The 23,234-nt window shown below is 30.3% G+C and carries 22 protein-coding genes; 12 read left to right on the top strand and 10 right to left on the bottom strand.

What is annotated here, in order from left to right; genetic code table 11:
- The first annotated feature begins 11 nt into the window (after positions 1-11).
- The 5 genes from ACJDTP_RS05385 (at position 12) to ACJDTP_RS05405 (ending at position 4,773) form a co-directional block, all read left to right on the top strand.
- Positions 12-317 carry a spore coat protein gene (locus ACJDTP_RS05385; protein ID WP_406760683.1) on the top strand — a complete coding sequence of 102 codons (306 nt, stop codon included), beginning with the start codon at positions 12-14 and terminating at the stop codon, positions 315-317.
- A gap of 260 nt (positions 318-577) precedes the next feature.
- Complete coding sequence (locus tag ACJDTP_RS05390) at positions 578-1,375, top strand: TIGR00266 family protein (RefSeq protein WP_103699139.1); 798 nt, start codon at positions 578-580, stop codon at positions 1,373-1,375.
- A gap of 261 nt (positions 1,376-1,636) precedes the next feature.
- Positions 1,637-2,881 (top strand): Nramp family divalent metal transporter, encoded by a 1,245-nt coding sequence (locus ACJDTP_RS05395; RefSeq protein ID WP_077837449.1) that lies wholly within the window; start codon positions 1,637-1,639, stop codon positions 2,879-2,881.
- A gap of 201 nt (positions 2,882-3,082) precedes the next feature.
- A complete protein-coding gene (locus ACJDTP_RS05400) occupies positions 3,083-4,066 on the top strand; it encodes a D-isomer specific 2-hydroxyacid dehydrogenase family protein (protein ID WP_406760684.1) in 984 nt (327 codons plus the stop codon).
- A gap of 92 nt (positions 4,067-4,158) precedes the next feature.
- Entirely contained in the window at positions 4,159-4,773 is a 615-nt protein-coding gene (locus ACJDTP_RS05405) for a superoxide dismutase (protein ID WP_077837451.1), read from the top strand.
- Positions 4,774-4,866: 93 nt separating this feature from the next.
- Here ACJDTP_RS05405 and ACJDTP_RS05410 read toward each other — a convergent pair whose 3' ends face one another.
- The 9 genes from ACJDTP_RS05410 to ACJDTP_RS05450 all read right to left on the bottom strand — a co-directional run bounded on the left by ACJDTP_RS05410 (position 4,867) and on the right by ACJDTP_RS05450 (position 12,954).
- The gene (locus tag ACJDTP_RS05410; RefSeq protein ID WP_406760685.1) at positions 4,867-5,967 is read right to left on the bottom strand and encodes a hypothetical protein; all 1,101 of its coding nucleotides are present in this window, start codon (positions 5,965-5,967) and stop codon (positions 4,867-4,869) included.
- Positions 5,968-6,075: 108 nt separating this feature from the next.
- On the bottom strand, positions 6,076-6,792 hold the full coding sequence (locus ACJDTP_RS05415; RefSeq protein WP_406760686.1) for a DUF434 domain-containing protein: 717 nt from the start codon (positions 6,790-6,792) through the stop codon (positions 6,076-6,078).
- 474 nt (positions 6,793-7,266) lie between these two features.
- Positions 7,267-8,937 carry a dihydroxy-acid dehydratase gene (ilvD, locus tag ACJDTP_RS05420; RefSeq protein ID WP_406760687.1) on the bottom strand — a complete coding sequence of 557 codons (1,671 nt, stop codon included), beginning with the start codon at positions 8,935-8,937 and terminating at the stop codon, positions 7,267-7,269.
- A gap of 140 nt (positions 8,938-9,077) precedes the next feature.
- Positions 9,078-9,764 carry a FadR/GntR family transcriptional regulator gene (locus tag ACJDTP_RS05425; protein WP_065416304.1) on the bottom strand — a complete coding sequence of 229 codons (687 nt, stop codon included), beginning with the start codon at positions 9,762-9,764 and terminating at the stop codon, positions 9,078-9,080.
- Between the two features lie 146 nt (positions 9,765-9,910).
- Entirely contained in the window at positions 9,911-10,087 is a 177-nt protein-coding gene (locus ACJDTP_RS05430; protein WP_077837456.1) for a DUF1540 domain-containing protein, read from the bottom strand.
- A gap of 488 nt (positions 10,088-10,575) precedes the next feature.
- Complete coding sequence (locus ACJDTP_RS05435) at positions 10,576-11,514, bottom strand: AEC family transporter (RefSeq protein WP_077841732.1); 939 nt, start codon at positions 11,512-11,514, stop codon at positions 10,576-10,578.
- Between the two features lie 65 nt (positions 11,515-11,579).
- Entirely contained in the window at positions 11,580-12,260 is a 681-nt protein-coding gene (locus ACJDTP_RS05440) for a GntR family transcriptional regulator (RefSeq protein WP_406760688.1), read from the bottom strand.
- A 205-nt stretch (positions 12,261-12,465) separates the two neighbouring features.
- Positions 12,466-12,651 carry a hypothetical protein gene (locus ACJDTP_RS05445; protein ID WP_011968842.1) on the bottom strand — a complete coding sequence of 62 codons (186 nt, stop codon included), beginning with the start codon at positions 12,649-12,651 and terminating at the stop codon, positions 12,466-12,468.
- A 150-nt stretch (positions 12,652-12,801) separates the two neighbouring features.
- Positions 12,802-12,954 (bottom strand): hypothetical protein, encoded by a 153-nt coding sequence (locus ACJDTP_RS05450; RefSeq protein ID WP_171983621.1) that lies wholly within the window; start codon positions 12,952-12,954, stop codon positions 12,802-12,804.
- A gap of 160 nt (positions 12,955-13,114) precedes the next feature.
- Here ACJDTP_RS05450 and ACJDTP_RS05455 point away from each other — a divergent pair, with 160 nt between their 5' ends.
- The 6 genes from ACJDTP_RS05455 to thiH all read left to right on the top strand — a co-directional run bounded on the left by ACJDTP_RS05455 (position 13,115) and on the right by thiH (position 20,431).
- Positions 13,115-15,157: a thioredoxin domain-containing protein gene (locus ACJDTP_RS05455; protein ID WP_406760689.1), complete on the top strand. Its 2,043-nt coding sequence runs from the start codon at positions 13,115-13,117 to the stop codon at positions 15,155-15,157.
- A 255-nt stretch (positions 15,158-15,412) separates the two neighbouring features.
- Positions 15,413-16,138 carry an ABC transporter ATP-binding protein gene (locus ACJDTP_RS05460; RefSeq protein ID WP_077305780.1) on the top strand — a complete coding sequence of 242 codons (726 nt, stop codon included), beginning with the start codon at positions 15,413-15,415 and terminating at the stop codon, positions 16,136-16,138.
- Positions 16,131-17,768, top strand: coding sequence for a putative ABC transporter permease subunit (locus tag ACJDTP_RS05465; protein WP_406760690.1), 1,638 nt, complete (start codon positions 16,131-16,133; stop codon positions 17,766-17,768). The genes ACJDTP_RS05460 and ACJDTP_RS05465 overlap by 8 nt, the downstream gene beginning before the upstream one ends.
- 317 nt (positions 17,769-18,085) lie before the next feature.
- The gene (thiS, locus tag ACJDTP_RS05470) at positions 18,086-18,283 is read left to right on the top strand and encodes a sulfur carrier protein ThiS (RefSeq protein WP_406760691.1); all 198 of its coding nucleotides are present in this window, start codon (positions 18,086-18,088) and stop codon (positions 18,281-18,283) included.
- A gap of 206 nt (positions 18,284-18,489) precedes the next feature.
- Entirely contained in the window at positions 18,490-19,260 is a 771-nt protein-coding gene (locus tag ACJDTP_RS05475) for a thiazole synthase (RefSeq protein WP_406760692.1), read from the top strand.
- Between the two features lie 10 nt (positions 19,261-19,270).
- Positions 19,271-20,431: a 2-iminoacetate synthase ThiH gene (thiH, locus tag ACJDTP_RS05480; RefSeq protein ID WP_406760693.1), complete on the top strand. Its 1,161-nt coding sequence runs from the start codon at positions 19,271-19,273 to the stop codon at positions 20,429-20,431.
- A 175-nt stretch (positions 20,432-20,606) separates the two neighbouring features.
- Here thiH and ACJDTP_RS05485 read toward each other — a convergent pair whose 3' ends face one another.
- A complete protein-coding gene (locus tag ACJDTP_RS05485; protein WP_078115167.1) occupies positions 20,607-21,257 on the bottom strand; it encodes a TetR/AcrR family transcriptional regulator in 651 nt (216 codons plus the stop codon).
- A 285-nt stretch (positions 21,258-21,542) separates the two neighbouring features.
- On the opposite strand from ACJDTP_RS05485, the gene ACJDTP_RS05490 reads away from it, so the two are divergent.
- Complete coding sequence (locus ACJDTP_RS05490; protein ID WP_406760694.1) at positions 21,543-23,066, top strand: DHA2 family efflux MFS transporter permease subunit; 1,524 nt, start codon at positions 21,543-21,545, stop codon at positions 23,064-23,066.
- Positions 23,067-23,234: the final 168 nt, after the last annotated feature.

Here is a 23,234-nt window from a genome sequence, read left to right on the forward strand (position 1 = left end):
GAGAGGGAATTATGAATGGATTAATAGAAAATCTTACAGGAATGAGTAAAATGACTGATCAAGTTATAGCTACTGATTTTCTGATTTCGGCCAAGAGCGGAGTACAAAATTATGCAGTTGCGATAACAGAATCAATTTCATTAGAAGTTAGAGCTATATTAAAGAAGCAATTACAAGATGCAATTCAAACTCATGAAAAAATATCAAATTACATGATGGAGAAAGGCTATTACAACGCTTATGACTTAGGCGAGCAGTATAAGGTAGATATGGAAACAACAGATACAACGTTGGGACTTACAAAGAATTTAAAGTGATTTAGAGAACATATGTGACTCAATATAATAAAATATGATAGAAAAAAAGAATGACTTATTTAGGGGAATAAGCCATTCTAAAATACTATTTATAAGTATTTTTAAATTAGGGTTAATAATAATGCTTTAACTACTTTACAAATATTATTATAATAGATTTATGTTACAGAAATGTTACAGAATGATAAATTTATTATAAATAATCAATAAAAAGTTGATTAAGAAAATTAAAATTTTAGCAATAAGGGGGAGTACAACTGATGTATTCGCATGAGATTGACTATAAGGTAAAAGGTGACGATATACAATATGTAGAAATTGAACTTGATCCCACAGAAACTGTGATAGCAGAGGCTGGAGCAATGATGATGATGGACCCAAACATACAAATGGAAACTATATTTGGAGATGGATCAAAACAAAGTGGCAGCAGTTTTATGAATAAAATTTTTTCAGCAGGAAAAAGAGTGCTGACTGGTGAAAGTTTGTTTATGACTGCATTCACAAATTCGGGAGCATTAAAAGAAAAAGTTTATTTTGCGGCACCTTATCCAGGAAAAATAATTCCTATGGACTTGAGTTTATTAGGAGGAAAATTAATATGTCAAAAAGATGCTTTTCTATGTGCAGCTAAAGGTGTATCTGTAGGAATAGATTTTAAGAAAAAGTTAAGTGTAGGTTTTTTTGGAGGTGAAGGGTTCATACTCGAAAAATTAGAAGGAGATGGCTTAGCTTTTATACATGCGTGTGGTGCAATAGTTGAAAGAAACTTATTGCCTGGAGAAACATTAAAAATAGATACTGGATGTTTAGTTGCTATGACTAAAGATGTACATTATGATATACAATTTGTAGGTGGAATTAAGAATACGTTATTTGGTGGGGAAGGAGTATTCTTTGCAACTGTAACAGGACCAGGAAAGATATGGGTTCAAAGCTTACCATTTAGCAGACTTGCAGAACGTGTATTTGCAGCAGCTCCAACTTCGGGCGGAAAAAATAGAGAAGAAGGTAGTGTACTTGGAATGCTTGGAAATATTTTAGACGGAGATAATTAGAAGGAAAATTGATTTATATTGGTTTATATATGATGGGAGTAACATAGGTTATTTATGACTCAATAACTTATGTTATTTTTTTATTAAAACAATTAGAAGTTTGTCACCAATTAGGGTTAAAAACTATATCTTTATATATTATAATTAAGAAGGGATAAATTAGGTAAATAATAATAAGTTATATAATAAAGAAAATAAAAGGCACTTTACAGTTGATAATCATTATCATATAATAAGTAAAAGAAAGGAGTGGATCTATATATGAATGAGAAAAATAAAGATTTAACTAAAAATAAATTAATCGGAAAAGATCTATTAAAATATATTGGACCAGGAATTTTAGTTACAGTAGGTTTTATAGATCCAGGAAATTGGGTATCAAACATTGCAGCAGGATCTAATTATGGCTATAAGTTGCTTTGGATTGTTACTCTATCAACAATAATGCTTATAATATTACAACATAATGCTGCTCACTTGGGTATAGTAACAGGATTATGTATTTCGGAAGCAATTAATAAACATATAAATAAATTTTTAGGACGAGCAATTACAATAACAGCAATGTTAGCAGCAGTAAGTACTGCTATGGCAGAAATATTAGGAGCAGCAATAGCTTTGGACATGTTGTTTAATATTCCATTAAAATTAGGTGCATTAATTTCTGCGTTAGTAATTACATTTATGCTATTTTCCAATTCGTATAAGAAAATAGAAAAAGTAATAATTGGATTTGTATCAATTATAGGAATATCATTTATATTTGAAACTTTCTTAGTTAATATAAATTGGGGAGAAGCAATACGTAGTGCAGTTGTACCTAGTATTCCAGTAAATTCCCTACCAATAATAATGAGTGTATTAGGGGCTGTAGTTATGCCACATAATTTATTTTTACATTCAGAAGTAATCCAGAGTAGAAAATGGAATTTAAAAGATAAATCCATATTAGAGAGGCAATTAAAGTATGAATTTATGGATACAATGTTATCTATGATAATTGGATTTATAATAAATAGTGCTATGATTTTAGTTGCAATAACATTTTATAATAATAATGTTCAGGTTACCGAACTTGAACAAGCTCAAACAATGTTAAAACCATTGCTTGGAAATTCAGCTTCGATAATATTTGCTATAGCATTGCTTTTTGCTGGATTAGCATCGTCAGTTACAGCTGGCATGGCCGGAGGATCGATATTTGCTGGTTTATTTGGAGAAGAATATGATATAAACAGTAAAAGCAGTAAGATTGGAGTATTAATAACTATATTGGTTGCCTTAGTTATAATATTTTTTGTTAGCAATCCATTTGAAGGATTGCTTTATTCCCAAATGCTATTAAGTGTACAATTGCCAATAACAATTTTCACGCAAATATATTTAACATCATCAAAGAAAGTAATGGGAAAATATAAAAACACTACATTAGAAAAGATTGTTTTATGGAGTATTGCAGGAATAGTTACTATTTTAAATATTATGCTATTAGTAAGTTCGTTTTAAAACAATTTAGAATTCATAGTTGTAAGGGGAGCAGTTATGCTCCCTTTTCCATTTTGGGGAAACTGTTCATTAAGGAAAAGGCTCGATAAAGTATAATGAAAATAGTTTTATTTTTGTAGTAAATCGACTTGAAAAGTATGGTAAAATTAGAATTAAATAAGTATTGTAGAAATAATAATTTCTGAAAGGAACTGATATTAAATGAAAATTTTAGCATATAGTCATAGGCGTGATGAAACAAAGTATTTTAAAGAATTTAGTAAAAAGTATAATGTTGAAGTTGTTTTATGTAATGAAGAACCAAATTTAGAAACAGCACCCCTTGCAAAAGGTTTTGATTGTATCAGTATAATTACAACAAATATAAACTCAGAATTAGTTGAAAAATTTCATGAGTTAGGTGTTAAATTTATATCAACAAGGACTATAGGGTATGATCATATAGATTTGAAAAAGGCTAAGGAACTTGGAGTTCGCGTAGGAAATGTAACGTATTCAACAAATAGTGTAGCAGATTATACTATAATGCTAATATTAATGGCAATTAGAAAAGTTAAACTTATAATGGAAAGAAGCAATGTGCAAGACTTTTCTTTAAGAGGTATTCAAGGTAAGGAATTACCTAACTTGACTATAGGTGTTGTAGGCACAGGAAAAATAGGGAGGACTGTTATCAGTCATTTAAGTGGTTTTGGTTGCAAAATATTAGCACATGATATATATAAAAATGATGAAGTGAAATCAAATGCTAAGTATGTAGACTTGGACAATCTATTTAAATATAGTGATATTATAACATTGCATATGCCGGCTACAGATGATAATTATCATATGATTAATAAGAAAGCTATTAAATTAATGAAAGATGGAGTCTTTATTATTAATACTGCTCGTGGATCATTAATTAATACAAATGATTTGATACAAGGAATTGAAAGTAAGAAGATAGGTGGAGCTGCTTTAGATGTAATTGAACAGGAATCTAATATTTATTATAGTGATCTAAAGGGAGAAACTTTAAAAAATAGAAATTTAGCTATTCTAAAGTCTTTTCCTAATGTAATAATAACACCTCATGCAGCTTTTTACACAGATCAAGCAGTAAGTGATATGATTGAAAATTCAATAAGAAGCTGCATATTATTCTCAGAAAATAAAGAGAATCCATGGGAGATAAATATATAGCATTATAAATATAAGTTACAATACATAAATCGCTCTTTCTTGCTAAAACTATTAATATTTCAGATTAATAAAATAGTAAGGAGAGATGAAATATGTTTGATAAAATTCAATTACCATATGCATTTGATGCATTAGAACCATATATAGATGCAGAAACAGTTGAAACACACTATAGCAAGCATCTTCAAAAATATGTAGATAACTTAAATTCGCTTATAAAAGGCTATGAGCAGTATACAGAAGGTAAATCCTTAGATCAATTGTTAGCAAGTGTGAACGAATTGCCAGAAGAAATTAGGCAAGGAGTGATAGATCAAGGTGGAGGAGTATCAAATCATAATTTATATTTTGCACTTCTTTCACCAACTCCAAAGAAAGCCCCAGAAGGAAAGCTATTAGAAGAAATATATAATACATTTGGAGATTTAGACACTCTAAAAACTGAAGTGAGCAATGCTGCTATAGGCCAATTTGGATCTGGTTATGGTTTTTTGGTTAAAGACAAAGAAGGAAAATTATCAGTAAGGAATACGCTAAATCAGAATTCACCTGCAATGAATGGATTTGTTCCAATTTTAACTATAGATGTATGGGAACATGCTTATTATTTAAAGTATAAAAATCTAAGAGCAGACTATGTAAAAAATATATGGAACTTAATAGATTGGGAAAAAGTAGAAGGCTTATATTTAAATTATACGATTTAAATACTTTTAATGATAAAAAGTAAGACTAGAGAGTTGAATTATTTCTCTAGCCTTATTGTACATTTTAAGAAACAGATGAAGTTTATTTTCTAGCTAATACAATGAATCATTATAAAAATAAGGTTTCCAATTGTTATAAATCTTTTCACTCCTTATGCAGTAGGTAATGTCATTCAAGTTTGAAAGATAATCTAAAAGGTCAAGCTTGCTGCTAAAGGAATCAGAGAAAGCTTTAAGAGCATCGGGAATTGATTTAGCAGATAAATTAAAAGTTTCAAGTGGATCAGAATCATTGTCACTGTTTCTGTTTAAAGATATAATTTTATAAGCATCGTTACTTGCTTCTTCTACTAATTCGTTTATATCTCTTTTTAAATTTATATCATATTCGCTTGGATAAGCTACTTCTAAGTTAATTCTATAACAAATATTTCTAGCTTTTACGCAAGGCATTTCACTAGTAATTTCGTTATCATCCAAATAATCTACTGTTTTAGTTACAACATCTTCTTTGATATTAGGTATATCGATTGATGCTAAAGTTTTAGTGTAAACATCTCTGGTACCATTTACGGAATATTCTTTTTCATTATTTAGCAATGTTGTTGTATCATTTCTATTTAAATCTAGGCAATCATTGCATTTTTCTTCTGATTCAGAATCAGATCTATAGCATATGAAAGAATCTATTTTTCTTAAATCTAATCCGAAATAGACCCAATTTCTACGGAACCATCTAAAACCAGATACTGTACGTCTGTTAACACTTAATAAGAAAGTCCAATAGTTATTTCCATTCTCTTCCCAGATATATGTGTATTTATAAAGACAAAATCTTATAGAGTTAGAACTAACAGCTTTAGCATTTACACCACCGCTAACTCCGACTTTTTGAACTCCAGAATCATTTTTTCTTGGGACATAATTAGGTGGTGGAGATTTAGGTGCTCCAGGAGGATTGAATACACCACCGCCAGGGTAATTAAAATTTGGAGAATCATCATAGTCAAAATTAGGCGGATTAAAATTAAAGTTAGGTGGATAGTTTCCTATAGGTGGAAAACCTCCACTATTGGGTGTAAAAGGTGCACGTTTTTTTTCAGCAGATTCATCTAAAATTGGTGAAAATTCAAAGTTATGAAAGTCTTGAAAGTTCATAGTATCGTCACTAATGAACTCATTATCAATTAACATTTATATTTTACTCCTCAGAAATTAGTTATAAATAATATATTCATAAGAGTTTCAGATTGTTATAATTTACGTTAATATAATGTTTATATTTTTATATAATTTAATATGCTAATAGCTAATTTCAAAATCAATATAAGACGTATTAGGTAATTTTTCATCTACAATTTCATAGGCCAAGTTTATCCAATTTTCACATGTATTGAGGATTATCCCGTCGCTAGTTACAACATGATCCAATTTATTTAGAATGACATCTGCATTTGGAATAAGAATAACTTCTATATCAAAATTGTATTTATGCAGAATTTCTAATATTCTTGATTTCAATCTTCCTGTATTAGAAACAGGAGAGTCAAGATAAAAGATAGCCTTACGTATCTTCATTTCATCTAATTTTTTACCAATCAAATCTATTGCTGTATCCGTTTTATCGATTAACTTATATGTTCCACGAAGTCCAGCTAAATCGCGGAGAGTTCCGTCCATACATTTAATTAGTGTTGAGTTAGACAAAGCTACTTCAAGAGTAATAATTATATTAAGACCATCAATATGTAGCGTGCTATTTTCGTATTTATCTAATATTTTACGCTTCTGCCTGCTAATAATATCTTCGTAAGAAGATATGCTTCTTTTTAAAGCTAATCTTTGCCTAGCAGAAAATAGAAAATGATTTCCTACAAATTCAACACTTTTATCTATACTATACCCTTGATTTATTAAGTAATAGATATCCTTTTGAGCTTTTTTTAATAATTTTAGGTTTTCTTCATTAAATTCAATTTCGTCAGATGGAACAAAGCCTCTTTTAACTATTTGTGTCATATAAATATACCTCCGAAAGTACTATTTATATCTATATAATTGTTAAGATTTCTATAAATATATCTTGAATTATAACATATTTATGTAAAAATAATACAAGTAAATTATACGTGATATAATGAAATAATTACTTTTAGTGAGAGTATAGTTGAGGGGCAATTAAAAAAAATATAGCTACAGAAATCTTATTGATAGGAATTACTCCTAAATCAGAAAACTGTAGCTATATTATCACTAAATAAAGTGGATACAACCTGCTGCTTAGAATCTTCAGCGATATTTTCATAGATTTTCGTAACAAAATATTTATGATTTCGGTAAGTTACCACATAAATTTAGTTTTAGATTTATACTATGAAATATATCCCAACTAGAAACTGGAACAAAAGTATGTTATTCATTTCGGCGAGTTATATGCATAAGTTCAGGTTTTAGTTGGGTTATCTATAAGTATATAATTAACAATTAGTTTAATTAAAATCTAGGAATGTCTAAGATAGCACCTCTATTTCCTGATGTAACAAGAGCAGCATATCTTGCTAGGTAACCTGTAGTTATTTTTGGTTTTCTTGGTTTCCAATTTGCTTTTCTTCTTGCTAATTCTTCATCGCTAACTAAGAAGTTAATAGTATTAGCATTAATATCAATTTGGATGATATCTCCATCCTCAACTAATGCTATGTTACCACCTACTGCTGCCTCTGGAGAAACGTGTCCGATTGAAGCACCTCTGCTAGCGCCACTAAAACGTCCATCTGTTATAAGAGCAACGGAGCTTCCGAGACCTCTTCCTGCAATTGCAGAAGTTGGATTAAGCATTTCTCTCATACCAGGGCCTCCTTTAGGTCCTTCGTATCTTATAACAACAACATCTCCTTCAACAATTTTTCCTGTATTTATGGCTTCAAGTGCATCTTCTTCGCAATCAAATACTTTAGCTGGACCTTCATGCTTTAACATTTCTGGTACAACAGCTGAACGCTTAACGACACATGAATCAGGCGCTAGATTTCCTTTAAGAACTGCGATTCCACCAGTTTGACTATATGGATTTTCGACTGGTCTAATAACTTCAGGATTTTTATTTATACATCCTTCAATGTTTTCGCCAACAGTTTTTCCTGTACATGTTATAAGGTTAGTTTTTAATAAACCAAGTTTATTTATTTCATTCATAACAGCGTAAATTCCACCAGCGTCATTTAAATCTTCAATATAAGTGTGTCCTGCAGGGGCAAGATGACAAAGATTCGGTGTCTTTGCACTAATTTCATTAGCTATATCAACATTTAAATCAAAGCCAACTTCATGTGCAATTGCAGGCAAATGCAACATACTATTGGTGCTACATCCAAGAGCCATGTCCATAGTCATAGCATTCATAAATGCATCTTCTGTCATAATATCTCTTGGTCTTATGTTCTTTTCAAGTAATTCCATGATTTTCATACCAGCATGCTTTGCGAGTTTTATTCTTTCTGAATAAACTGCAGGGATTGTACCATTTCCTTGAAGCCCCATACCAAGTACTTCTGTTAAGCAGTTCATACTATTTGCAGTATACATTCCTGAACAAGAACCACAAGTAGGGCATACGTTATTTTCATATTCATCTAATTTTTCAGCTGTAATTTTTCCAGCATTGTAAGCTCCAACAGCTTCAAACATACTTGATAAGCTTGTCTTGCATCCGTCAACTTTTCCAGCAAGCATTGGTCCACCACTTACAAAAATTGTAGGAATATTAACTCTTGCTGCAGCCATTAGAAGGCCAGGAACATTTTTATCACAATTAGGAACCATCACTAATGCATCAAAGGCATGAGCCATTGCCATAGCTTCAGTAGAATCTGCAATTAGATCTCTTGTAACTAATGAATATTTCATTCCTTCGTGTCCCATAGCAATACCATCACAAACAGCAATTGCAGGAAAGACAATTGGAGTACCTCCAGCCATTGAAACTCCCATTTTTACAGCTTCAACTATTTTGTCCAAATTCATATGGCCAGGAACGATATCATTTTGTGAGCTTACGATACCTATAAGAGGCCTTTCCATTTCTTCTTTTGTTAGACCTAAGGCACTAAGTAATGAACGTTGAGGTGCACTTTTTGAGCCTTTTGTTATTACATCACTTCTCATAGCATATTCTCCTTACATATATTTATAATTATCGCGTTGTATGTTCTAATTATAAGTTGTATGATGTCTGTTGTCAATTGCAAGATAAGATTAAAATAAAAAGTGCTATTTCTATAAATATAAAGAATTAGCACTTTATCTTATTCATTTGGTATACCTAAATCTTTCATTGCTCTAATAATATGAATTTTCATGGCAGTTTTTGCGCCTTCAGCATCTCTAGCCTCCAGAAATTCCATTATCATGCGATGATCATTTAAAGTATTTTGAAGAATTGATTTATTTTCATCGGATAAAATAACACCATTATCAATTGCTTTATATAATATAGGCATCAGCTTATTCATAAATTCATTATGAGTGGCTTTTGCAATAGATTTATGGAATGATCTTTCTACCTCGGTTCGATCTTCATTATTTAAGATCATTTCTTCTTCGAGTCTTCCGTAATATAATATTCTTTCTAATTCTTTATCAGTAGCGCGTTTAGCAGCATAGTAGGCAGTCTCGGGTTCAAAAATTAATCTCATTTCATATAAATCTTTAACATCTAATTTTTGAGTAGAAAGATTCTCTAATCCCATGCTTTCAGTAATGTTTTTTATTTCTGATACAAATGTGCCTTTGCCTCGCCTAATTTCTAAAATATTGTGAGCAACTAAAATACGAATGGCCTCTCTTAGAGTAGTTCTACTTACTTTTAATTCAGTAGAAAGCTCATTTTCATTTGGTAGTTTATCACCAATATTAAATTTTTTATCTATAGTAATCATCGCTAGTATATCATCAGCAACACTTTCTGATAAGCTTTTTTCTTTTCGTGGCATAAACAAACCTCCTTTTAGGTTATGTTTATATAATATAATAAAAAAATCTAGCTTTCAAGGGTGATGTCTGATGTCTTATGATTAAAGATTCCTATAAATACAAAATAAAGCTCGTTGGAGAGATTCCAACGAGCACATAAATAAAATTAGATTTGGTTTTCAGGGATAAATGTAGCGCAGTCTGTTTCTTGAGTGTCGCTAGCATTTCTAGGTTGCACTTCTATTTGTTGTGCACAACAGTGATCACCTGACATATAATATTGACATGTATTAACAACACATTTGATTCCTTGGTTTGGTGAGTCCATTTTTTCTGGTTTCATAGCTGTTACCTCCTAATAATATTATTTTAATTAACAATAATATTATTAGTTAATGGAACTTTTTTATACGAAAAAATATAAGTTATATTTTTCAAAAAATGACTAAAGATATTTTATTTATTACTTTGAAAAATGTATTTGTTATCTTTTCATGCCACTAATTGTTCATTGATACGATTACATAGTTATAGTAATATATAATTAACAAATAGATTAGGAGGGGTACATATGACATTTGTAATAATAACAGTATTTGTAATTTATTCAATGGTACGTAAACCAAGTACCGCATCCAATAAAGAAAAATAGATTTTTATATAATCAAAATTGTAAAGTTTAATAAAAAATAAATATATAATTTAATAGTAGAAAGAGTAGTTTAAACGCTGCTCTTTTTTAGTGTTAAGGAATAAAGTGTGTGATTAATAATTTTATAATGAAGAAATTCTATAATATACATATATAATGGCTAAATAAATGCTATAAATTTAAGTTAGTAATAGCATATAAATAGGAATGACAATTAAGCTAAGAATAGTTGTTATGATTGTATTTACCGTAGCATACTCATAATCTGCATTATATCGTTTAGATACTATTGCTGTATTAGTCATGACTGGCATTGCGGCTTGAATAACAAATACTTCTTTCATAAGTAAGGGAGTATTTGCAAAATTGCATAATAACAAAATTAATATTGGAGAAATGATAAACCTTCCTAAAATTATTGCTAGCATGTCCCAACTAAATCTAAATTCTTTGAAATTAACAGAGTGAATTGTTATCCCTATAAACAACATAGCTAATGGTGTTGTTAAATTGCCGAAATATTTGCAAGTATCTAGAACAAACTTTGGAAGATGAATATCTAGTAATATAAGTAAAACAGCAAAAGTAAAGCTTAATAAAGGAGGTGACATGATACGTTTTATTGTATCAAAGGAAAAGATATTGGCATTGGTAGAGTCGCCATCACGACTAATTTCATATACACCGAGAGTCCAGAAAAAAGTAGTATTTGCTATGTAGTATAATAACACGTTCGGGATACTTTTTTCACCAAATAAAGCCATATTCACCGGAAGACCAATAAATATAGAATTAGATACAAAAAACATTGATCTAAAGGTACCAATTCGTTTCTTTTCCACTTTAATAGCTTTAGAAACAATTACGGCAATTATATAACCAATAGCCATGGAGGTAAAGGGAGCGAATAATCCACCACCAAGACTTAATAGTTTCTCTTTATCAAAGCTTTCTGTAAATTGTGAAATCATGAGGCAGGGGATAGCAAGATTGCACACTAATCTTGAAAAAAGCTTTGAAGTTTTTTCATCAAACCAGCCTTTATGAGATAAAAAGAATCCAGTAGAAATCATGAGAACTATACTGAATACACTTCCTAATGCATTAAAAATAACCATTATAAATTCTCCTTTAATATATTTTTTAACTAATTGAATTAAAGAATAATGGATTACACTTTGACTTATATAATGCAATCCTTTGATAAAATGTTTTTCAAATGTTTTAAATCGTTGCCTATATGGTTGTACATAGCTTTATATGCTTTTTCTTCATCTCTCTTTTTAATATAATGAAATATCTCAAGATGATGATTGAAAATATCCATATTACGCTCAGGTTCGTAAACATCTATAGATCTATAAAAATAAGTAAGAGAACTCAAATCTTTACTCAATTTTTTTAGATGATTATTTTGGCTGAAATCTAAGATTAAATCATGAAATTTAGTATTTAGTTCAATAATACTTTTAGTAAGTGTATCATCAAAGCTTTCTATGTTTTTTTTAATTTTTACTAATATCTTTTCAATTTCATCTAATTCTTTATTAGATGCCTTAAGAGTAGTTAATTTTGCAGCTTGAGATTCTAAAGCTTGGCGACATTCATAAATATTTTCGATGTCTTCTTTGGTTGGCTTATAAATTGTAATTTTTGATTTATCTCCAATAACAAGTAGTCCATCTTTTTCTAAAGAACGTATGGCTTCTCTCACTGGACTTCTGCTTATTTGAAATTCGCTGGCAAGTTTGGATTCATAAATCCTATCTCCGGGTTTTAAAATACCGTTAAATATCATAGCTTTTATAGAATTATAAGCTTGATCATAGTAAGAAGGTGCTTTTTCAATTTTATATTTTTCCATTACTTTATCCTCCTATAGATTGTGTTAAAACGATTAATTAATTTCAATATTTATACAATGTATACTGTCGACAAATTAATTTTAGTATAATCTACAAATACCAAATAATCAATATAATTGAAATTAAATTATACAAATAAATAAAAAACCTGGTGGATTAAATTTGTAATCTACCAGGTCAGATAATTATATTAGTCTATTTTATTTATCTTCTTCTATGGTGTTTTTTATGTTCAACTAGATCGATAGCGCCAAGAACCATGTGAGCTGCGCCAAACCCAACAACTCCAGCAGCGATAACTGGTGCCATTTCTACTGCCACCATAGCTGCACCTACACCTGTTACAACTGTACCCAATGCAGTTGGTATTGCTCCTTCTCGAATTCTCATATTCATTCCTCCTTTAAACTAATAGAGTATAGTAATACTAATATTTTTTTATTTAAAATTTATTATTTGCATTAATAATTTTCCATCTAAAAATATTTTTATACTAAATAATGATTTATAAAAAATATTAAGTTATCTGATTTATAAATTTTATTTATCTTCAGTTTGCTTATCATATGCTATGAGGCATACTGGAGGATTATGGTGTTCATTTATTTTATTTTCCATTTGTCTTATGAAATATATATCTTCTGTAGATAAGTCACTGAATTCATTATCAAATTTACTGCTATCATTACTCATATTATCACTCCTTTCATAAGTATAGTATGGATAGGTAGAAAGATTTTAATCTTAAAATAATAAAGTAATAAGCTTTTTATTGTGCACATTATATTAATGTATATATTTTTTCAGCGTGGCAAAGATAATTTTAATAAATCATAAAAGGAGTGTTGTTTATATGTTATCTACAATAAAAGCCAACAATTTAATAAATGAAAAATCTCCTTATTTATTGCAACATGCTAATAATCCAATAAATTGGTATTCATGGAGTGAGGAAGCATTTGCAAAAGCTAAAGAGGAAGATAAGCCTATTTTTTTATCAATTGGGTATTCAACTTGTCACTGGTGTCATGTAATGGCTCATGAATCATTTGAAGATGAAGAAATTGCAAAAATTATGAATGATAGTTTTATTGCAATTAAAGTGGACAGAGAGGAAAGACCAGATATTGATAGTGTATATATGACAGTTTGCCAAGCCTTAACCGGCCATGGAGGCTGGCCGCTTACAGTGATAATGACTCCAGATCAAAAACCATTTTTTGCAGGTACTTATTTTCCTAAAAAGGCTAAATATAATATGCCAGGACTTATGGATATTTTAAATTCAATAAATAAGCAATGGAAGGATAATAAGGATAAGCTTATATCATCTAGTGATAGTATTTTATCAGAACTTGGCGGCTATTTTGAGGGTGAAACAAGCAAAATGAAGTTGACATCCAAGATGTTAAAAAATGGATATAATCAAATTTCACACGCTTTTGAGGAAAAGTATGGAGGCTTTGGTGATGCGCCTAAATTTCCGACACCTCATATAATAATGTTTTTGCTTAGATATTATAAATCTCATAAAGAAATTAAAGCTTTAGAAATGGCTGAAAAAACTTTGATTTCTATGTATAGAGGTGGAATATTTGATCATATAGGTTTTGGTTTTTCAAGATATTCTACGGATAGTAAGTGGTTGGTACCACATTTTGAAAAGATGCTTTATGATAATGCTTTGCTTGTCATTGCATATTTAGAGGGATACGAGGTTACAAGAAATGAGATTTACAAAGAGGTTGCAACAAAAGTGCTAGAATATGTATTTAGAGAACTTACTAGTAAAGATGGTGGATTTTACTGTGCTGAGGATGCAGATAGTGAAGGTGAAGAGGGAAAATATTATGTGTTTGAACCTTTAGAAATTTTAAGTGTTTTAGGAGAAGAAGATGGTACATATTTTAATGATTATTTTGACATAACTTCTGATGGGAACTTTGAGGGCAAGAGCATTCCAAATTTAATAAAAAATAAAAACTTTCATAAGTCAGATGATAGGATAAAGTTACTTAGTGAACAAATACTTCAATATAGAAGTGACAGAACGGAATTACATAAAGATGATAAAATCCTAACTTCATGGAATGGACTTATGATAGCTGCACTTGGAAAAGCCTATAAAGTTATTGAGGATGAAAGATACTTTGAATATGCTAAGAAAGCAGTAGAGTTTATTTTTAATAACTTGATTGATGAAAATGGAAGACTTCTCGCAAGGTATAGAGATGAGGATTCACGTCATAAAGCTTATTTGGATGACTATGCTTTTCTTTGTTTTGGACTTATAGAGCTTTATGAAAGTAGCTATGATATTGAGTTTTTAAATAAGGCAATTGAAATAAATAAGGATATGATTAACTTATTTTGGGATAATGAAAAAGATGGATTTTTCCTTTATGGTGAGGATAGTGAAAAATTAATTGCTAGACCTAAGGAACTTTTTGATGGCGCTATGCCTTCAGGAAATTCTGTTGCAGCTTATAATTTAATAAAGATTGCAAGACTTACTGGAGATTTAACTCTTGAAGAAATGGCAGAGAAACAATTTAATTTTATTTGTGGCTCAGTATTTAATGAAGAGATAAATCATTCATTCTTTTTAATGGCTGCATCATTTGCTTTAAATGAATCAGAAGAATTAGTATGCGTTACTAATGATAAAGGTGAAGAAGAAAAAATCAAAGATTTATTAAGTGAAAGGTCTATTTTTAATTTAACAACAATAATTAAGAATGATGAAAATAGAAATAAAATAGAAGATTTAGCACCATTTCTTAAGGAATATGATCTTATAAATGAAAAATCTACATATTATTTATGTAAAGGAAAATCATGTATGGCTCCAGTAAATGATATTGGTGAATTAAGAAAAATATTATCTAAATTATAAGGTAGCGTAGTATTCAGTAAACATTAAAAAGAGGTTTTTTATAGGATTAAATTTATTTAAATGCATTTTTTAAGGATGTATATAATAATTTTAGAAGTTATATACTCCTTATTAAATTCTCAATAATAGCTTTATTAATTTTAGGATTATGGATGCATATTAAAAGGAGATGAATAATTAATCTAAAATTAAGATTTATTTAAGTTGTTATAAGACCGAGTTTTAGTATAATAATTCCAAGGAGAGGATAAATTTATGATAAATATAAGCAATATAACAAAAAGTTATAATGGAAATTATAATGCGGTAAGCAATTTAAATTTGGAAATCAGGGATGGAGAAATATATGGATTATTAGGGCCTAATGGGGCTGGAAAAACAACAACTATTAAAATGATAACTGGAATAATATCGCCTACATCGGGAAAAATTGAAATTAACGGAATTGATATTAGTAAAGAGCCAGTTAGAGCAAAAGAGCAATTTGGTTATGTTCCAGATAGCCCGGATATGTTTTTAAGATTAAGTGGAATGGAATATTTAAATTTCATGGCTGATGTTTATGGGGTTTCAAAGGAAGAAAGATTATCAAGGATAAGAGAAATATCAAAAAGGTTTGAAATGGAGTTGGCATTAGGAGATAAGATACATTCATATTCTCATGGTATGAGACAAAAGGTGGTTCTTATGGGAGTTTTGATTCATAAGCCAAAAGTTTGGATTTTAGATGAACCAATGACAGGTTTAGATCCAAAATCAGCATTTACATTAAAAGAAATGATGAGAGAACATGCTGATGAAGGAAATACCGTGATTTTTTCTACACATGTGTTGGAAGTTGCAGAGAAAGTCTGTGATAAAGTCGCGATTATTAATAAAGGGCAATTAATATTTAATGGAACACTAAGCAATATGAGAAAAGAGTTTAAAGAGAATGAATCCTTAGAAGAGATGTTTTTGGAGATGATTCAAGATGAATAGGCTTAAGATAATAACAAAATATTTTATAAGAAATGCATTTGAGGAAATGTTTGCTAGTAGTAAGAAAATGAAACCTGTATTCGCAGTGATGCTAATGATATTTATTGTAGTAATGCTATCTATGCCTTTTACTGTAATAATAAGTGAAGGCTACGGACCGCTTCATGCTATGAGACAGGAAGGAATATTATTGTCAATAATATTGTCAATTGGGGAGAGTGTTTCTTTCATCTTTGGAATGTATACAATAATAAATATCTTATACTTTTCAAATGATATTGAAGTTATATTACCACTTCCTTTTAAAAGTAGTGAAATAGTATTTGGAAAGTTTATGGCAGTGTTAATTAATATGTATGTGTATACATCAATGTTAATTTTGCCACTTATAGTCTATGGATTTGTGTCAAAGGCAAGCTTCTTGTATTATTTATATGGAATTATAGTGTTATTAATAACTCCTATTATACCGATGGTATTGGCATCGTTAATATGCATGATTCTTATGAGGTTCACTAGCTTATCTAAGCATAAAGATGCATTTAGAGTATTTACAGGGTGTGCATCACTAATATTGATAGTAGGATTCAATCTTTTTACATCAAGTTCTGGAAGAAGTACAAATTCACAGCAAATGATTCAAAGATTTTCAGATGGAAATAACAGCGCGATGAGTACACTAAATGATATTTTCATAACAAGTAGATTTTCTTCAAATGGGCTATTATATAATAATGACATTAGAGGCTTGCTTAATATACTTATGTCTTTATGCCTAAGTTTAATAATTTTCATAATATATTATTATATAGGAGGAAAGTTATATTTAAAGGGAGTAATAGGTATTTCTGAAACTTATAGCAAGAGGGAAAATATTTTAGAAAACGGTAAGGCAAATAAAATAATAAAAGAAAATTCAAAATTAAAAGCATTAATTATAAAAGATGTTAAAATCTTATTCAGAACTCCTCAATTCTTTATTAATTGCATAGCGATGATGTTTTACATGCCGGCAGTAATGGGTGTTGCATTTTTTTCCGGTGGTAAACTATCAGAGTATAGGTATTTATTAAATAGTAGTCCCAAATGGAATGCGATTACCATAGCAATTGCATTTGTAGGTGGAACGGTATGTATAATGTCAGGTGGAGCAGGTGCAAGTGCACTTTCAAGAGAGGGGAAAGATTTTATTGTATCGAAGTATATTCCTGTGGAATATAAAACTCAGCTATACTCTAAGATTCTTTCGTCATTATTTATAAATGAATTTGGAATGGTTATAGTTGTCTTAGGACTTTTGCTAGTAAATGTAAGTCCTATTATAATATTACTAGGAACAATATCTTCTTTCGGATCAATACTTATGATAACTTTATTAGGATTATATATAGACTTTAGATCACCAAAATTGGAATGGGAAAATGAAAAAGCAATGTTTAAAAATAATTATATACCTCTGTTAATTATGCTTATTATATTTATATTAGGAGCTGGTTTAGTAGCTGCTGCCATAATTCTGAGGAATTATGTGATTATATTTGGAATTTGCATTATTATTTCACTTGTTGGAAGTGGTCTTTTATATAAAGGTTTATTAAAGAATGCTTTTAAAATATATAATGAAAAATAGATAGAATAAGATACAAATGCATTACAAAAATTCGCTTTTTGATTTTGTAATGCATTTTTTATTAAAGTAAATTGGTAATTGAGAAATAAAATGAATGTATGAGAAACAAATTATAATAAAACTGCTGATGTTACAAATAGTAATATTAAACAATAGACTTATAACGACATTTTGAATTAAAGTTAATTTGACACTAACTTAGTGCAATGGTATAATGGTTTACAGAGTGTGAAGGTCACACGAAGGGGTACACCACCTTGGGTGTATTTTTTCGTGTGGCCTTTTTTAGTTATATTAAATATTTAAGAGGTGATTAAATGGTAAAAGTGAATGGAAAAGAGGCAGATAATGCAATTGGATTATCGTTAGAGGACTTTCTTATCAGTGAAGGATATTTAATAGATAAGATTGTGGTTGAGCTAAATGGTGAAATAATGCCAAAATCTCAATATAAGCAGACAAATATTAAAGATGGTGATTCTTTAGAAATAATTAGCTTTGTTGGAGGAGGCTGATGTATTAATAAATTTAGAAATATCATTAATGTATATTATCAAAAATAATAATAATAATAATTTTCTGCAAGATCTAGATTAGAAAGGACAAGCTTTTAAATTAAGTTATTTATTTAATGATTTGGTTATACATATTAATTTATTTTAATAATCGAATTTTATATACTTCTAGTTCTTGCTGAAAAATGCTAAAGGAGAGTATTGGAATGAAAAAAGATGTATTAACACTTGGGGGATATGAATTCTCATCAAGATTCATACTAGGTTCTGGAAAATATAATTTGAATTTAATTAAGGCTGCAGTTGAGAATGCAGGCGCACAGATGATTACTTTGGCATTAAGACGCGCTAATACAAACGGAGGTGAAAATATTTTGGATTTTATTCCAGAAGGTGTTACATTGCTTCCAAATACATCTGGGGCAAGAAATGCGGAAGAAGCAGTTAGAATTGCAAGACTTGCGAGAGCAATGAATTGTGGTGACTTTGTAAAAGTTGAAATAATTCATGATTCAAAGTACTTGCTTCCAGATAATTATGAGACTATTAAAGCAACTGAGATTCTTGCTAAAGAAGGTTTTATAGTAATGCCATATATGCATGCAGACTTAAATGTAGCTCGTGATTTAGTTAATGCTGGAGCAGCATGTATTATGCCTCTTGCATCACCGATTGGATCTAATAAAGGATTAGCTACAAAAGAATTTATAAAAATATTAGTAGATGAAATAGATCTTCCAATTATTGTGGATGCAGGGATTGGAAGACCATCTCAAGCTTGTGAAGCTATGGAAATGGGAGTAGCAGCTGTTATGGCTAATACTGCGATTGCGACAGCTGGTGATATTCCAGCTATGGCAGGAGCATTTAAACAAGCAATTGAAGCAGGACGTGCAGCATATCTTTCAGGACTAGGTAGAGTTCTAGATAAAGGTGCTTCTGCGTCTTCACCATTAACTGGGTTTTTAGAAGATTAGGAGGCAGACTATGAGCGAAGAACGTATAAATCACATGGAATATATGACTGGGATGGAAGTATTAGAATCAGATGTAATGGATAAAGTAATTAATCATATGGAAGCTTATGATTATGATAAGTATACAGAAACAGATGTTAGAATAGCTTTGAACAATGACTATCGTACTATAGAAGATTTTGCAGCATTATTATCACCAGCAGCTATGCCGTTTTTAGAGGAGATGGCTCAATTGGCTAAAGAGGAAACAAGAAAGCATTTTGGTAATTCAGTTTATATGTTCACACCACTATATCTAGCAAATTATTGTGAGAACTATTGTATTTATTGTGGATTTAACTGTCATAATAAAATACGCAGAGCGAAGTTAAATTTCGATGAAATAGAGAAAGAAATGCAGGCAATAGCTAAAACAGGTTTGGAGGAAGTGCTTCTGCTTACTGGTGAAAGCAGAAAGATGTCAGATGTAAAATATATTGGAGAGGCTTGTAAGATAGCACGCAAGTATTTTAAGATGGTAGGATTAGAAGTATATCCTATGAATTCTGATGAATATGAATATCTTCAAGAATGCGGTGCAGATTTTGTAACTGTATTCCAGGAAACTTATAATTCAGATAAATATGAAACACTTCATCTTGAAGGGCATAAGCGCATATTTCCATATAGACTTAATGCGCAGGAAAGAGCTCTAAAAGGTGGGATGCGTGGTGTTGGATTTGCAGCATTACTTGGTCTAGATGACTTTAGAAAAGATGCTTTTGCGACAGGGGTACATGCATACCTTCTTCAAAGAAAGTACCCACATGCAGAGATAGCATTTTCATGTCCAAGGCTAAGACCAATTATTAATAATGATAAAATTAATCCAAAGGATGTGCATGAGAAACAACTTTTGCAAGTTATTACAGCATACCGTCTTTTTATGCCTTTTGCTAATATTACGATTTCTACAAGAGAATGCGAAAGATTTCGTAATAATGTAATTGGCTTAGCAGCCACTAAGATTTCAGCAGGTGTAAGTACAGGAATAGGAAGCCATGCGGAAGATGCAGAAGACAGGGGAGATAATCAATTTGAAATTGCAGATAACAGATCAGTAGATGAAGTGTATGAAGCAATTAAGTCTAAAGGCTTGCAGCCTGTAATGAATGATTATGTATATTTATAAGATTAATAAGATGTTTATATCCTTAAACATAGGCAAAGATAGATAAGTTATAATCTAGATATATCTTAATACTGAAATAATTTAGTAGGAATCTTTAATTGATTCCTACTTTTTTTAAGATAAATTATTATACTAATTATTGTTTGACTTATGTATAAGAATTATAAAATAAAGATTATTTATTTTTCGCTTGAAGACCCAATATAATTACTTCAAGATAGCCTGCAAAACGCGAAACAAAATCAGGAGGGGCTTCGAGCAGTGAAACAGTTTGAAATTCTTGACGTTGGTTTTTAGAGGATACTGCTGGAGAATATAAACTAGAGGCATAATAAATCTGATATTCATTAAAAAGTTTAAGCTCATCGTCTGTCAGGTTAGGAATAAATTTTTTAGTAATCAAACTTAATTTACCAAAGCTATTAGCAAGATCTTGTTTCAATATCTCCAGTGATTTTGTTGTCACATTACTTCTTAATACTGAAACTAAAATTGAGAACAGCTTTAAAAAACGCTGATTTTCATACATTTGTTCTGACCATAACAGACAAAAGGTTTTAAGTTCTAATTGATCATAATCTTTAAGTTTATCATATGTTTTTTTTACCCACTTTTCTAAATCTGAACTTAATATCCATAGGAAAATTTCTTCCTTGGTGGAAACGTATTTATATAAATTTGCTCTTGAAAAATTTAACTCATTAGCAATTGAAGCAAGTGTGATTTTTTCTAAGGGCTCTCTTTCATATAGCTTTAATGTAGCCTCTATGATTTGTTCACGCCTAATGCTTTTTTGTTCTTCGTTTCGAGCGCGTTGAAATTCCATTTTTTTACCTCCTTACTAATTGACAATTACATAATAGCAAATGAATCATAAACTTACAAGTTACTAATGTTAATCAAAATTCGTTGACAAGTTACGCAGTGTAACTTATACTTAAATAAGTTTCGTGGTGTAACTTACATTTTCGAAATCGTAGATATGATAAAAAGTCATAAATTAATGCAAAGAGACGTATAAGGAAGTTGAAGTAACTTAGATACAGGAGTATGTAAATGTTTTAGCTTATTTAATGCCTAGTAATATGTTAAATAATGAGGTGAGCAAAGAATGAAAGATAGTAGTAATGAACAGGCAAATCCATGGTTAGCAATGATAGTTATCATAATTGGTACATTTATGTCGGTACTAAGTAGTAGTATAATTAATGTTGCATTAACTAAAATGATGTCTGTATTTGGAGTAGGATTGGATGATGTGAAGTGGGTGATGACAGCTTATACATTAGCACTTGGAGCAATTATTCCTTTAACAGGATATCTTCAAGATATTTTTGGTGCTAAAAAAGTATACATAGTTGCATTGGCAATTTTTACGATGGGGTCCGCGTTATGCGGATTTGCATGGAGCAATTCTAGTATGATAGCATTTCGTGTATTTCAAGCTATTGGAGGAGGGATGATGCAGCCGGTTGGTATGAGTATAATATATTCTGTATTTCCAAGAAAAAAGATAGGACTTGCACTTGGGGTTTATGGAATAGCAGCCATGGCAGCACCGGCCATAGGACCAACTCTTGGTGGACTTATTATAGAAAAAATGGATTGGAGACTAATTTTTACTGTAAATATCCCAATAGGAATAATAGGAGTATTGTTGGGGATGATTATTTTAAAAGGGCAACCGATGAAACCATTTAAGGCATTTGATATAGTAGGATTTTTATCATCTACTGTAGGTTTAGTAAGTTTGTTATATGTACTTGGAAAAGGATCCTCAATTGATTGGGGGGATATGATAAATCCAATGTTAGTAGTGTTGGGGAGTTTAAGTCTCATATTATTTGTGATTAATGAGCTTACACATCCAGACCCACTATTAGATCTGAGAGTTCTCAAACTATTTGATTTTAGTATGAGCTTAGTTATAATAACTGTATTAACTATAGGATTAATGGGAGGGTCATATGTATTGCCTTTATTTCTTCAGAATGTAAGGGGATATACTGCGATGCAGGCGGGACTTATTATGTTTCCATCAGCACTAGTTATGGGGGCATTAATGCCATTAAGCGGAACGCTTTATGATAAATTCGGAGCTAAACCTGTAGTTATACCTGGTCTTATTATATTAGCACTAGCTACATTTAAGCTGTCAACAGCTATAAATATGAATTCTAGCAAGGAATCAATAATATTTATTAACTGTATAAGATCTATTGGATTGGGAATAGCCATGATGCCTATTAGCACTGCCGGTATGAATGTAGTAAAAGGAGAAATGATTCCGAGAGCATCAGCATTAAATAGCACTATAAGACAGGTGGCAAGTTCTCTTGCTGTAACTATAATGACAGTAATAATACAATCGAAAACAAGCTATAATTATTCAAAACTTGCAGAGCAAATAAATATTTATAATAAAACAGCAGTAGGAACTATAAATTCACTAACAAAATCATATATGTATGAAGGTTTTCCGCAAGAAACTTCTAAAGTTATGGCACTATCTCAATTGGCAAAAATTATTCAAGGACAAGCATCTGTAGATGCTATGGCATATTCTATTTCGGTAACTGGAGCTATAGCTGTTGTCGCTATATTTTTAACATTATTTATGAGAACTAGAAGATAATATAAAAAATTAAATCATGATAGAGGAATGTGTTATTTAATAATAGATATATATAAATTACACCACTTTACAAGTAATTAAAAAGAAATCTCATAAAATACAATGAACCAAACTCCGATTTCTGTACAAACTAATCATAACCACACAAATAATCTTTACAGGACGGTG

The sequence above is a fragment of the Candidatus Clostridium helianthi genome (assembly GCF_045310795.1).
In the GTDB taxonomy this organism is placed as follows: domain Bacteria; phylum Bacillota; class Clostridia; order Clostridiales; family Clostridiaceae; genus Clostridium; species Clostridium helianthi.